Here is an 11,924-nt window from a genome sequence, read left to right on the forward strand (position 1 = left end):
CTTCGATGGCCGTCGCCTCCACAGATCCGACCCAGCCCGCGACGCGCGGCTCCACCGGCCGCGCGATCGCGGCGGCGACCATCGGCAACGCGCTCGAGTGGTTCGACCTCGCCGTGTACGCGCTGATGGCGGCCTACATCGGACAGGTGTTCTTCCCCGCCGACGCGCCCGGCGTCCAGCTGGTGCAGGCATACGCGGTGTTCGGCGTGACGTACCTGATCCGTCCGCTCGGAGGACTGGTCATCGGCGCGTACGCCGACCGGCACGGGCGCAAGAAGGCCCTGGTGCTGACGATCTGGCTGATGGCCCTCGGCACCCTGCTGATCGTGGTCATGCCCGGCTACGCCACGCTCGGGCTCCTCGCGCCGCTGGGGATCGTGGTCGCGCGGCTGATCCAGGGATTCGCGGCCGGCGGCGAGTTCGGCGCCGCCACCTCGTTCCTGGTCGAGCAGGACGACAGCCGCAAGGGTTTCCTCGGCAGCTTCCAGTTCGCCAGCCAGGGGCTCGCGACCCTGATGTCCTCCGGGTTCGCCGCGGGCCTGACCGCCGTGCTGTCCAAGGAGCAGATGGCGGCCTGGGGCTGGCGGGTGCCGTTCGTGTTCGGGCTGCTGGTCCTTCCGGTCGGCCTCTACATCCGCCGGTACGTCCTGGAGTCGCCGGAGATCACGCCGGAGGCGACGGGCGAGCGTCCCTCGCCGATCCGGTCGGTCTTCCGCGACCACTGGGGCGGCCTGCTGATCGCCGGTGGCGCGATGGTCATCTCGACCGCGCTCAACTTCATCCTGCAGTACATGCCGACCTTCGGGATCGAGGAGCTGGGCCTGAACGATTCGCTGTCGTTCGTCGCGCTGCTCATCACCGGGGTCACCCTGACCGTCGCGACCCCTTTCGTCGGCCTGCTGGCCGACCGGTTCGGCCGGCTGAAGATCATGATCCCGGCCGCGGTGCTGATCGGCGGGAGCGTCGTCCCGCTGTTCCTCTGGCTGACCGCGTCGCCGTCGTTCCTGACCCTGACGCTCTGCATGACGATCCTCGGCCTGCTGAAGGCCGCCTACTTCGGCGCGCTGCCGTCGGTGATGGCCGACGCATTCCCGGTGCAGGCGCGCGCGACCGGCCTGTCGTTCAGCTACAACGCGGCGGTCGCGATCTTCGGCGGGTTCACCCCCGCCATCGCCGCGGCGCTCGTCTCGGGGACCGGCTCGCAGGTGTCGCCGGCGTACTACCTGCTCGCCGTCTCCTTCCTGAGCATCGCCGCCCTGGCCTCCGCGCTCCGGACCCGCGGCATCCGCTGAGGCCCGATTAGTGAACGTTGCGTTTCTTCGAGTTGAATCCTATGCTCCTTAGAGAACGAGTCGTTCTCTAAGGAGAGACGTCATGGGCGTCGTGCTGTCCGGATTGATGCTGGCGATGCTGCTGGGCGCGCTCGATCAGACGATCATGGCGCCCGCGCTGCCGGCCGTGGCGGGCAGCCTGGGCGGGCTGGACCAGATGCCCGCCGTCGTCAGCGCCTACCTCGCCGCCGCCACCGTGGTCATGCCCGTCTACGGCAAGCTCGGCGACCGGTACGGCCGCAAGCCCACCATGCAGGTCGCCATCGTCGTGTTCGTGACCGGGGCCGTGCTGTGCGCGGTGGCCACGTCGATGCCGCAGTTCATCGCCTTCCGGGCCGTGCAGGGCCTGGGCGGCGGCGGGCTGATGATCGGGGCTCAGGCGATCATCGGCGAGGTGGTGAGCCCGCGCGAGCGGGGCCGCTACCTCGGGCTCATCGGGGCCATGTACGTGGTGGCCGCCGTGGGCGGGCCGCTGATCGGGGGGTTCCTCGTCGACCGGCTGAGCTGGCGGTGGATCTTCGCGATCTACCCGCCGCTCGGGGTGCTGGCGCTGGTCGTGCTGAGCGCCACCCTGCGGCTGCCGAGGCCGCGCGGGCAGGCGGGCCGGGCGCCGCTCGACGTCGCCGGGGCCGTCACGCTGGCGGTCGCCGTGGTCGGGGTGGTCCTGCTGGGGCAGACCGGGAACCCCGTCTATCTCGGCGTGGCGATCGCCGGGGCGCTGGCGTGGCTGGTCAGCGCCCGGTTCGCCAGCGACCCGATCCTGCCGCTGCGGCTGTTCCGCGACCGGGCGTTCGCGGTGCCGGTGTCGATCAGCCTGCTCATCGGGTTCGCGTTGTTCGGGACGATCACGTACATGCCGGCCTACCTGCAGATCGCGCTGCGCTCCAGCGCGACGGGGGCGGGGCTGCTGGTGACGGCGCTGATGGCGGGCGTGCTCGCCACGACCGTCGTGTCCGGGCGGCTGATCACGCGGACCGGGAGGTACCGGCCATACCCGATCGCGGGCACGGCCGTGGCCGCCGCCGGGCTCGGGCTGATCGGCCTGGCGGGCCGCGACCCGCTCGCGCTGGCCGGCGCGATGCTGGTGACCGGGCTGGGGGTCGGGCTCGTCATGCAGACCATGGTGCTGGCCGCCCAGAACGCCGTGGAGTACGCCGACCTGGGCACCGCCACCTCGTCGGTGACCTTCCTGCGCCAGGTCGGCGCGTCCGCCGGGGTCGCGCTGGTGGGCGCGCTGATCACGCTGAGGTCCGGGATCTCCGCCACGAACCCGTCCGACGTCCCCGACAGCATGCGGGACGCCTTCGCCGCGGCCGTGCCGCCGGTTTTCGCGGCCATGGCGCCGCTGCTGGCCGTGGCGTTCTTCCTCGCGCTGGCGCTGCCGGCGCGTCCGCTCCGCACCACCGCCTACGCCGAGGAGAGATCGTGAAACTCGTCGCACCGCTGGCCGCCTTCGGCCGGGACGACCTGGCCATGGCCGGAGGCAAGGGCGCCAACCTGGGCGAGCTCGTCAGGAACGGCTTCCCCGTCCCGGGCGGCTTCGTCGTCACCACCCATGCCTACGACGTGATCGCCCAGGGGCACGGCACGCGGGCGTACTTCGAGCAGGTCGAGCTGCCCGACGAGCTGCGGGAGGCCGTCGCCGGCGCGTACGGCGCCCTTGGCGGCGGGCCCGTGGCCGTGCGCTCCAGCGCCACCGCCGAGGACCTGCCGGGGGCCGCGTTCGCCGGCCAGCAGGACACGTACCTGAACGTCGTGGGCGAGCGGGCCGTGCTCGACGCCGTACGCCGCTGCTGGGGCTCGCTCTGGACCGACCGCGCCGTCGCCTACCGCGCCCGGCTCGGCATCGACGACTCCGAGGTGCGGATCGCGGTCGTGGTGCAGAGCATGGTCGAGGCGGACCTGGCGGGCGTCATGTTCACCGCGAACCCGGTCACCGGCGACCGCGCCCAGCTCGTCGTCGACGCCGGCAGCGGGCTCGGCGAGGCCGTGGTGTCCGGCCTGGTCACGCCCGACCACTACGTGATCTCCGACGCCGGTACGGCCTTCACGCCGGGGCGTCACGAGGTCGTCATCAGGGGCGCGGCGGGCGGGGGAGTCACGCGCGAGACGGGCTCGGCCGCTCAGGAGCGCCTGCCCGACGCGGCGCTCGGGGAGCTGGCCAGGCTGGGGAAGGAGGTCGCCGCGCACTTCGGGCGGCCCCAGGACATCGAGTGGGCGTACGCGGGCGGTCGCGTCCACCTGCTGCAGGCCCGGCCCATGACCGCGCTGCCGCCGCCCCCGGTCGGGAGGCTCAACCCGGCCCAGCGCCGCATCGCCACCATTCTGATGGAGTACCTCCCGGAACGGCCCTATCCGATCGACATGACGACCTGGATCCCGTACGGCCCCGTCGGGCTGATGGCCAGGGTGGTGGCCGGCTTCGGCATGGCCGGCGTGTTCGACGGGTTCCTGCGGGAGGAGGACGGCGTGGTCTACCAGCTCGTTCCGCGGAGCCCGCGCCCCACCCGGAAGCTGCCGGCCGTCCCGTTCAGCCTGCTGGCCAGGGCCAGGAGGTTCGACCCCGCCCGCTGGACGGAGGACCCGCGCTTGCGCGCCTACCTCGCCGCGGTCAGGGAGCTGGCCGCCCGCGACCTGGCGGAGCTGCCGTGGGCGGAGCTCGTCCGCGTGCCCCGGCGGGCCCTGGACCTGGTGGACCCGGTGGCCGGCCTGCGCGCGGACTACCTGCCCGGCACCGGGCTGGCGCTGCTGCGGCTGCTGGTGGCGGTCAAGCTGCTCGGGCGCGGCCGGCTCTTCGGCGACCTGCTGCACGGGGCGCGTACCCGTACCACCGACGCCAACCAGGCGCTGGAACGGCTGGCCGAGCTGGCCAGGCGGACGGGCGCGCTCGACGGTGGCCCGAGGCCGGCCGAGTTCGAGGAGGGGCTGCGGGCGTTCCTGGCCGAGTACGGCCACCGCGAGACCTCGAGCCCGATCCTCGTCACCACGCCCACCTGGTCCGACGTCCCCGAGACCGTCATCGACCTGATCAAAGTGCTGGCCGCCGCGCCGCCCGCGCGCAAGGATGGCGACGACGCTCTCGGCCGCCTGCTCCGCCACCCGTGGCTGACAGCCGGCGGCCGCGCCCGGATGCGGCGGTGGGTGGAGGCCGCCCGCGCGGGCGTCGCGTTCCGCGAGGACAGCCACTTCTTCTTCATGATGCCGCAGCCCATCCTGCGCAGATCACTCATGGAGATCGGCCGCCGTCTGCGCGGGCAGGGCGTGCTCGACCGGCCGGAGGACGTCTTCCACCTGCGACTGCCGGAGCTGGAGGCCATCCGCGACGTGACCGCCATGGCCGGCGCCGACCGGGAACGGCTGCGCGAGGCGGTCCGGGCACGGGCGGCCAAGCGGGAGGAGTTGTCGGGCGTGCGACTGATCGACCCCGCGGCCGTCTTCCCGGTCCACGAGACGGGGGACGCGCTGGTCACCGGCTCCCCGGCCAGCGGCGGCGTGACGACCGGGCCGGTGAAGGTGATCAGGGAGCCGGCCGAGTTCGCCAGGCTGGAGAGCGGCGACGTGCTCGTCTGCCCGTACACGAACCCGTCGTGGACGCCCCTGTTCCAGTTGGCGTCGGCCGTGGTCGTGGACGCCGGCGGCGCGGCCTCGCACGCCGCCATTGTCGCCAGGGAGTACGGGATCCCGGCCGTCATGGGCACCGGCAGGGCCACCTCCGTGCTGGTGGACGGCCAGCCGGTGACCGTGAACGGCGACACCGGTCGCGTCACCCGAGCTCTCTAAGATGCCATGGTGACCGACCACCGCAAGCTGCCGCGACGCCGGGGCGAGGCGCTGAACGCCGCGATCTTCCAGGCGACGCTCGACGAGCTGGCCGAGGCCGGCTACGCCGGGCTGACCATGGAGCGCGTCGCCGAGCGGGCCAAGGCCAGCAAGGCGTCGCTCTATCGGCGCTGGCCCACCCGCATCGAGCTGGTGATGGACGCGGTCTACAACTCGCTGCCCACCCCCGGGGCCGCGCCCGACACCGGCAACCTGCGCGACGACCTGGTGGCCATGCTCAGGATGACGTCGAAGGCGCTGGCGGGCCCGGCGGGCGAGGCCATGCGCGGGCTGCTCGGCGAGGCGCTGAGCAGCGGGTCCCCGCTGCGCGCCCTGCGCAAGGACTCCCAGAGCACCTCCAGGAGGCTGATGACGGAGGTCGTCGGCCGGGCGGTCGAGCGCGGCGAGGTCGCCCCCGGGGCCGTCACCCCCCGCCGCCTCGACGCCGGTCACGCGCTGCTGCGCCACCACTTCCTCTTCGAGGGCTCGCCCGTCCCCGACGAGCTCGTCGTCGCGATCGTGGACGAGGTGCTGGTGCCGCTGTTCAAGCCGAGCTGAGCGGCGCCGCTCACGCGGCGGCGAGCCCGATCGCCGAAGCCGCCAGCCGCATCGAGTGCTCGAACGCCGCGCGCCTGTTCTCGATCGTGTTGTTGAACTGGCCGAACACCTCGAAGTTGACCCACCCGTACAGCGTGGTCCACGCGGACAGGCCGCGCCAGAGCACGTCGTCGGGCACGCCGGGCATGAGCCCGCGGATCGCCGCCGCCTCCGGCGCCAGCTCGCGCGGGGCCTCGCCGGGAAGGGCCTGGACCGCGCCCGCGGCCCAGGCGTCGGAGACGATCCGGCCCAGCACGGTGACGTCGCGGATCCGGGCCGGGACCGTGTCCTGCGGAGCCTGGTAGCCGGGCACGGGGGAGCCGTAGAGCAGCGCGTACTCGTGCGGGTGCGCCAGCGCCCAGTCGCGGACGGCGTGGCAGGCCGTCATCCACCGGCGCAGGTAGTCGTCCTGCCGGCACTCGGCGTCGGCGCGCTCCACGCTCTCGCCGAGCGCGTTGTAGCCGTCGATGATCAACGCGGTCAGCAGGTCGTCGCGGCTCGGGAAGTAGCGGTAGATGGCCGAGGAGACCATACCCATCTCCCGGGCGACCGCCCGCAGCGACAGGCCGCCGGCGCCGTCGGTGGCGAGCTGGCGACGCGCGATGTCGGTGATCTCCCTGGTGAGCTCGGCCCTGACGCGTTCTCTGGCGGTGCGGCTGGCTGTCATGGAAGCAGGCTATCAGAGCGGTGCCAAAAAACGAGAGCACCGCTCTTGACGATCCCTGCTCTTTTGAGAGAGCATTGCTCTCGTAAGCGAATGACAGTTCACGGAGGACCGAAATGCTCGGCACAGTCAAAGGCGCCAACGCCGTCCTGATGTTCTTCCTGGAGCTCGGCGTGCTGGCCTCCGTGGGATACTGGGGCTTCACCCTGAGCGCCGCCTGGTGGATCAGGCTGCTGGCCGGGGTGGGTGCGCCGGCGCTGTTCATCGCCGCCTGGGCGCTGTTCGGGGCCGGCGGGGGCGCCAACGCCACGTTCCCCCTCACCGGTCTGGCCCGCGCCGCGCTGGAGATCCTCTGGTTCGGCGGCGGCGCCGTCGCGCTCTACGCCTCCGGCCTGGCGACCCCCGCCGTCGTCTTCTTCGCTGTGTTCGTCGTCAACGCGGTTCTCCGCATCATCTGGAAGCAGGTCTGATCATGGGTAAGCACGTCGTCGTAGGCTCCGGCCAGGTCGGCACGCATGTGGCGAACAAGCTGCTCGCTCAGGGACACGAGGTCGCCGTCGTGACCCGCTCGGGCAGCGGTCCCGAGGGGGCCGTCAAGGTGGCCGCCGACATCTCCGACAAGGCCGGGCTGATCGAGGCGACCAAGGGGGCCGACGTCCTCTACAACTGCGTCAACCCCAAGTACCACCGCTGGCTCACCGACTGGCCGCCGATGGCCGAGTCGTTCCTGGCCGCCGCCGAGGCGAGCGGCGCCGTGTACGTGATGCTCGGCAACCTCTACCCGTACGGGCCCGTGAACGGCCCCATGACCGAGGACCTGCCGCTCACCTCCGCCAACCCCAAGTTCCGGGTGCGGGCGAAGATGTGGCGGGACGCGCTGGCCGCGCACGAGGCGGGCCGGATCAGGACGACCGAGGTGCGCGGCTCCGACTTCTTCGGCCCGGGCGCCAGCGACCAGTCCTACCTGGGCGGCCGGTTCCTCGTGCCGCTCAGGGAGGGCAAGACCATCCAGCTGGTCTACCCTCCGGACATGCCGCACAGCTGGACCTACCTGCCCGACGTGGCGGACGCGCTGATCGTGGCCGGCGGCGACGAGCGGGCCTGGGGCCGGCCGTGGCACGTGCCCACCGGCGAGCCGCTGAGCTTCCGCCAGATGGGGGAGCGGATGGCCGCGCTGCTCGGGCGGCCCGCGCCCAAGTTCGCGCAGCTCCCGTGGCCGCTGGTCAGGGTGGCCGGCCTGTTCTCGCCCATGATCGGGGAGCTCGGCCACGTCAGGTACCAGTTCACGCAGCCGTTCGTGCTCGACTCCTCGGCCTTCCAGACCACGTTCGGTGTCGCGCCTACGCCGATCGAAGTGAGCCTCAAGGCTACGCTCGAGGCGTGAAGATAGCCGTGATCGGCCTGGGTGACATCGCGGAGAAGGCCTACCTCCCCGTGCTCGCCGCCCAGCCCTCCCTCGACCTGCACCTCTGCACGCGCAACCAGGCCCGCCTGGACCGGCTCGGCGACACCTACCGGATCGCCGCGCGGTCCACGAGCGTGGACGAGGTGATCAAGGCGGGGGCCGACGCGGCGTTCGTGCACGCGGCCACCGAGGCGCACCCGCAGATCGTGGAGCCCCTGCTCAAGGCCGGGATCCACGTCTACGTCGACAAGCCGATCGCCTACACGCTCCAGGACTCCGAGCGGCTCGTACGGCTCGCGGAGAGCGAGGGGAGGTCACTGATGGTCGGCTTCAACCGCCGGTACGCGCCCGGATACGCCGGGCTCGCCGCCCATCCCCGGCACCTCGTCCTCATGGAGAAGAACCGCGACAACCAGCCCGACGAGCCGCGCCGGGTGATCTTCGACGACTTCATCCACGTGGTGGACACCCTCAGGTTCCTCGCCCCCGGCCCGGTGACCGGCACCAGGAGCAGGACCCGCGTCAAGGACGGCCTCCTCGAGCACGTCGTCCTGGAGTTGACGGGCGACGGCTTCACCGCCATCGGCGTCATGAACCGGACGAGCGGGGCGAGCGAGGAGACCTGCGAGGCCATGGGCGACGGCGCCAAGCGCCGCGTGGCCAACCTCGGCGACGTCGTCGACTACCGGGGCGGCGAGACGCTCGCCCGTCGCCCCGACTGGGTGCCGGTGGCCAGACAGCGCGGCATCGAGCAGATCTGCCTCGACTTCCTCGCCGCCGTGCGCGAAGGCCGCCGGATCGCCGCCGACGACGCCCTGGCCACCCACGCGCTCTGCGAGGAGATCGTCAGCCGGGCAGCTTGAGCATCTCCTTGTCGGCCTTGGCCAGCATCCGCCCGAACACGGACTCGCCCAGCCTGGTCAGCACGGTGTACCCCTGGGTGTCGCTCATCGGGCTGGAGGACGACACGACGCCGGCCAGCGCGTCGCCGTACAGGGCGGGACCGCCGCTCCCGCCGGCGGCGGCGTGGCAGTTGCGCGTGATCATCAGCCCGGGCCCCTCGGAGAGGCCCTCGCTCGCGTCGCCCACGCACCGGTACATCTTCGTGCCCGGATAGCCCTTGCCCGCCGGATAGCCGAGCAGTTCGAGCCCGCGCAGCTTCGTGCCCCTGGTGGTGGGCATCGGCCGCACACCCTTGCCGGTGACGGCCTCCAGCGGGCGCTCGCGGCGCGCCACACCGACCAGGCCGACGTCGTACGGCAGCAGACTCGCCGAGTACGGCTCGGTGCGCCACCTGTCGGGCACCCACACGCGCACGGCCTGCCAGACCCCCAGCTTCGGCTGCCCCAGGTCGTAGCCGGGCAGGAAGGTCACCTGCTGGAGCGAGTGGCCGTTCTGGTAGAGGCAGTGCGCGGCGGTGACCACCAGGCTGCGGCTGCGCGAGCCGATCACCGTGCCCCCGCACAGCACGTTCGTCCGCGTCACGGGGTCGCGGCCGAGCAGGACCCCCGTGAGGCGCCGCGCCCCCGTGTAGGGGCGCGGGACCGGCGCATAGCCCAGGCGGTCGCCGTCGGGGGTCAGGACGCGGGGTACGGGGACGTTACGTTGCGACACCTCGGCGACGGCGGTGGGGTCGAGCAGGACCAGAGACAGCACCAACCTGAGCACACTCCCACCTTAAGGTGACGATGATCAGTGCTCTGACCTGCAACATCAATCTTTACCTCAACTTGTGTACTGAGAGCCCAGCGCGCGCAGCCGGGCGTGCGCCGACGCGTAGGCGGCCGGGCGGCCCAGATACTCCTTGGGCAGTTTCGCGACCATCGTGTAGTTGGTGTCGCACACGTTGCCGACCGGCGCCTGCCCGGCCTGGCTGACGAGCTGGTAGGCGTCCAGCGTGTCCAGCCCGGTCAGCTCCGACGTCCAGGTGACCAGGTCGTGCTGGCTGATCCGGTACGCGTCCTCCAGCGGCCTGGCCGAACCCGTGGACATCAGGTGCAGGTCGTCCTCCAGCCGCGGCCACGGCGTCGCCACCCCCTTGACCAGCTCGACCGCGACCACGGTGTTCATGGCCGACTCCACGGCGGTGCCGCAGACCTCACCGTGTCCCTGCAACCCGTGGCCGTCGCCGATCGAGAACATCCCGCCCTCGACGTTGACGCCCAGGTAGACGGTGACGCCCGCGCGCAGCTCCGGGGTGTCCATGTTGCCGCCGTGCGCGTCCGGGGTGATCGTCATGCGTGCCTCGTTCGCGGCGGGGGCCACGCCGACCGTGCCGTGCATCGGGTCGAGCGGCAGCGCCACGCTGAAGTCGCTGTTGCGGGCGTGGTAGACGGCCACGCCCCGGTCGAGGTCGATGTCGTATCGCCAGACCCGCTCCTCCAGCGGCGGCTGCAGCATGGCCGTGGTGTGGGTGCCGGTCAGCGCGCCGAAGTGGGGGAACGTCGTCGACACCGCCCAGTCCCTGGCCGGTGTGATCTTCACGAAGTGCAGGGCCAGCGTGTCGCCGGGCTCGGCGCCCTCGACGTGGAAGGGGCCCGTCACCGGGTTCAGGTAGGGGAACTCGCACACCTGCGACGGCAGGTCGTCCACGGTCCGCACGCGGCCGCCGAAGCAGTCCTCGGTGTACAGCTCCAGGATCGTGCCCGGCCGTACCTTGCCGACGGCCGAGCGGCCCCCGAAGGTGTAGCTCAGGTCCTCCGGGGAGGGACGGTAGGAGACGACGTTCATTTGACCTCCGAGGGGAGTACGGGCCGGCGGCCGCGGGCGTACGAGATGCCGAGGACGACGAGGCCGACGGCCAGCCAGATGCCGCCGGCCCACTGTGCGTAGACGCTCTGGTTGAAGACGACGGCCACCAGGACGACGATGCCGACCACGGGCACGACCAGGTGCGCGAGCCAGTTGCGGCTGCGCTGCCTGATGACGTAGTGGACGACGACGGAGACGTGCAGCAGCAGGAACGCGGCCATGGCGCCGAAGTTGACCAGCGAGCTCAGCTCGCCGATGCCGGTCGGCCGCGTGCTCATGTAGACACCGATGATCAGGGAGAGCGCGGCCACCACGAGGGTCGCGTTGACCGGCACCTTGTGCTTGGGGTCCACCTTCGCGAGGAACGAGGGGAGCTGGCGGTCGCGGCCCATCGCGAACAGCAGGCGAGAGGTGGCCGCCTGCGCGACCAGCGAGTTGGCGAACCCCCACGCGACGGCGGTGGCCACGGCCGTCAGCACCGACAGCCAGTGCCCGCCGGCGAACTCCGCGGTGGTGTAGAACGCGCTGCCCGCCGGGTCGTCGTTCGCGATCAGAGCGTCACGGCCGGGGGTGAGCAGCGCGGCGACCCAGGTCTGCGCCACGAACAGCACCGCGGCCAGCCCCAGCGCGGCCACCATGGAACGGCCGAGCCGGCGGGCGTCCTCGCGGTTCTCCTCCGCCAGCGTGGAGATGCCGTCGAAGCCGAGGAACGACAGCACGGCCACCGACGCGGCGGCCAGGACCACGCTCCAGCTGAATCCGGCGGAGTCGAAGAACGGGGTGAGCGCGCCGGTCTGCGCCTTGCCCTGGGCCAGCGCGACGCCGCCGACCACCAGGAAGATCGCCAGCACCGCGAGCTCGGCCACCAGCATGATCCGGGTGATCCTGGCGGTCATCTGGATGCCGAGGTAGTTCACGACCGTGTTGAGCACGATGAACGCCACCAGCCACAGCCAGACGGGCACCGCGGGCACGAACGAGTTCATGGCCACGCCGGCCACCAGGTAGAGCAGCGAGGGCACGAGCACGTAGTCGAGCAGGATCGCCCATCCGGCGATGAACCCGACGGGGGCGGCGATTCCCCGGCCCGCGTACGTGTAGACCGAGCCGGCCATGGGGAACGCGCGGGCCATCTGCGCGTACGACAGCGCCGTGAACGCCATCGCCACCAGGCCGATGACATAGGCGAGCGCCACCATCCCGTGGGAGACGGCGAAGACGTGGCCGAAGATGCCGAACGGGGCGATCGGCACCATGAAGATCAAGCCATAGATCATCAGGTCGGCGAAGCCTAAGGAACGCTGGAGTTCCTGGCGGTAGCCGAACTGCTCGACTGTGCTCATTACGGCTCCTAGCT

At 71.7% G+C, this 11,924-nt stretch carries 11 protein-coding genes; 7 read left to right on the forward strand and 4 right to left on the reverse strand.

Translation table 11 applies throughout. The features are described 5' to 3' along the window. Positions 1–5 precede the first annotated feature (5 nt). The 4 genes from ABZX61_RS40610 (at position 6) to ABZX61_RS40625 (ending at position 5,708) form a co-directional block, all read left to right on the forward strand. Positions 6–1,292: an MFS transporter gene (locus ABZX61_RS40610; RefSeq protein WP_355201898.1), complete on the forward strand. Its 1,287-nt coding sequence runs from the start codon at positions 6–8 to the stop codon at positions 1,290–1,292. An 82-nt stretch (positions 1,293–1,374) separates the two neighbouring features. Next, positions 1,375–2,760, forward strand: a complete 1,386-nt coding sequence (locus tag ABZX61_RS40615; RefSeq protein WP_355201901.1) for an MFS transporter — start codon at positions 1,375–1,377, stop codon at positions 2,758–2,760. Then, positions 2,757–5,111: a PEP/pyruvate-binding domain-containing protein gene (locus ABZX61_RS40620; protein WP_355201904.1), complete on the forward strand. Its 2,355-nt coding sequence runs from the start codon at positions 2,757–2,759 to the stop codon at positions 5,109–5,111. Before ABZX61_RS40615 ends, ABZX61_RS40620 begins: the two co-directional genes overlap by 4 nt. Positions 5,112–5,117: 6 nt before the next feature. Beyond that, positions 5,118–5,708 (forward strand): TetR/AcrR family transcriptional regulator, encoded by a 591-nt coding sequence (locus ABZX61_RS40625; RefSeq protein ID WP_350724995.1) that lies wholly within the window; start codon positions 5,118–5,120, stop codon positions 5,706–5,708. Positions 5,709–5,718: 10 nt separating this feature from the next. Here ABZX61_RS40625 and ABZX61_RS40630 read toward each other — a convergent pair whose 3' ends face one another. After that, a complete protein-coding gene (locus ABZX61_RS40630; protein ID WP_355201907.1) occupies positions 5,719–6,414 on the reverse strand; it encodes a TetR/AcrR family transcriptional regulator in 696 nt (231 codons plus the stop codon). Positions 6,415–6,527: 113 nt separating this feature from the next. Here ABZX61_RS40630 and ABZX61_RS40635 point away from each other — a divergent pair, with 113 nt between their 5' ends. The 3 genes from ABZX61_RS40635 to ABZX61_RS40645 are packed head-to-tail and all read left to right on the forward strand — an operon-like array spanning position 6,528 to position 8,679. Next, positions 6,528–6,881 carry a YrdB family protein gene (locus tag ABZX61_RS40635; RefSeq protein WP_350724998.1) on the forward strand — a complete coding sequence of 118 codons (354 nt, stop codon included), beginning with the start codon at positions 6,528–6,530 and terminating at the stop codon, positions 6,879–6,881. A 2-nt stretch (positions 6,882–6,883) separates the two neighbouring features. After that, on the forward strand, positions 6,884–7,795 hold the full coding sequence (locus tag ABZX61_RS40640) for an NAD-dependent epimerase/dehydratase family protein (RefSeq protein WP_355201910.1): 912 nt from the start codon (positions 6,884–6,886) through the stop codon (positions 7,793–7,795). Continuing rightward, positions 7,792–8,679 (forward strand): Gfo/Idh/MocA family oxidoreductase, encoded by an 888-nt coding sequence (locus tag ABZX61_RS40645; RefSeq protein WP_355201913.1) that lies wholly within the window; start codon positions 7,792–7,794, stop codon positions 8,677–8,679. Before ABZX61_RS40640 ends, ABZX61_RS40645 begins: the two co-directional genes overlap by 4 nt. Here the strand turns inward: ABZX61_RS40645 and ABZX61_RS40650 are convergent. Genes ABZX61_RS40650 through ABZX61_RS40660 form a run of 3 tightly spaced genes read right to left on the reverse strand, consistent with a single transcriptional unit; the run spans position 8,663 to position 11,910 of the window. Continuing rightward, the gene (locus ABZX61_RS40650; RefSeq protein WP_355201916.1) at positions 8,663–9,484 is read right to left on the reverse strand and encodes a trypsin-like serine protease; all 822 of its coding nucleotides are present in this window, start codon (positions 9,482–9,484) and stop codon (positions 8,663–8,665) included. The two genes, ABZX61_RS40645 and ABZX61_RS40650, sit on opposite strands and share 17 nt — an antisense overlap. A gap of 57 nt (positions 9,485–9,541) precedes the next feature. Continuing rightward, positions 9,542–10,546 carry an acetamidase/formamidase family protein gene (locus tag ABZX61_RS40655; RefSeq protein ID WP_355201919.1) on the reverse strand — a complete coding sequence of 335 codons (1,005 nt, stop codon included), beginning with the start codon at positions 10,544–10,546 and terminating at the stop codon, positions 9,542–9,544. After that, entirely contained in the window at positions 10,543–11,910 is a 1,368-nt protein-coding gene (locus tag ABZX61_RS40660) for an APC family permease (protein ID WP_355201922.1), read from the reverse strand. Before ABZX61_RS40660 ends, ABZX61_RS40655 begins: the two co-directional genes overlap by 4 nt. Positions 11,911–11,924: the final 14 nt, after the last annotated feature.

The sequence above is a fragment of the Nonomuraea sp. NPDC003709 genome (assembly GCF_040610775.1).
Classification (GTDB): Bacteria; Actinomycetota; Actinomycetes; order Streptosporangiales; family Streptosporangiaceae; genus Nonomuraea; species Nonomuraea angiospora_A.

Excerpts from the sequence above, each read along its gene's own strand:
- ABZX61_RS40655 (WP_355201919.1), bottom strand. The coding sequence starts at position 10,546 with ATGAACGTCGTCTCCTACCGTCCCTCCCCGGAGGACCTGAGCTACACC.
- ABZX61_RS40640 (WP_355201910.1), top strand. The coding sequence starts at position 6,884 with ATGGGTAAGCACGTCGTCGTAGGCTCCGGCCAGGTCGGCACGCATGTG.
- ABZX61_RS40635 (WP_350724998.1), top strand. The coding sequence starts at position 6,528 with ATGCTCGGCACAGTCAAAGGCGCCAACGCCGTCCTGATGTTCTTCCTG.
- ABZX61_RS40660 (WP_355201922.1), bottom strand. The coding sequence starts at position 11,910 with ATGAGCACAGTCGAGCAGTTCGGCTACCGCCAGGAACTCCAGCGTTCC.
- ABZX61_RS40615 (WP_355201901.1), top strand. The coding sequence starts at position 1,375 with ATGGGCGTCGTGCTGTCCGGATTGATGCTGGCGATGCTGCTGGGCGCG.
- ABZX61_RS40630 (WP_355201907.1), bottom strand. The coding sequence starts at position 6,414 with ATGACAGCCAGCCGCACCGCCAGAGAACGCGTCAGGGCCGAGCTCACC.
- ABZX61_RS40625 (WP_350724995.1), top strand. The coding sequence starts at position 5,118 with ATGGTGACCGACCACCGCAAGCTGCCGCGACGCCGGGGCGAGGCGCTG.
- ABZX61_RS40610 (WP_355201898.1), top strand. The coding sequence starts at position 6 with ATGGCCGTCGCCTCCACAGATCCGACCCAGCCCGCGACGCGCGGCTCC.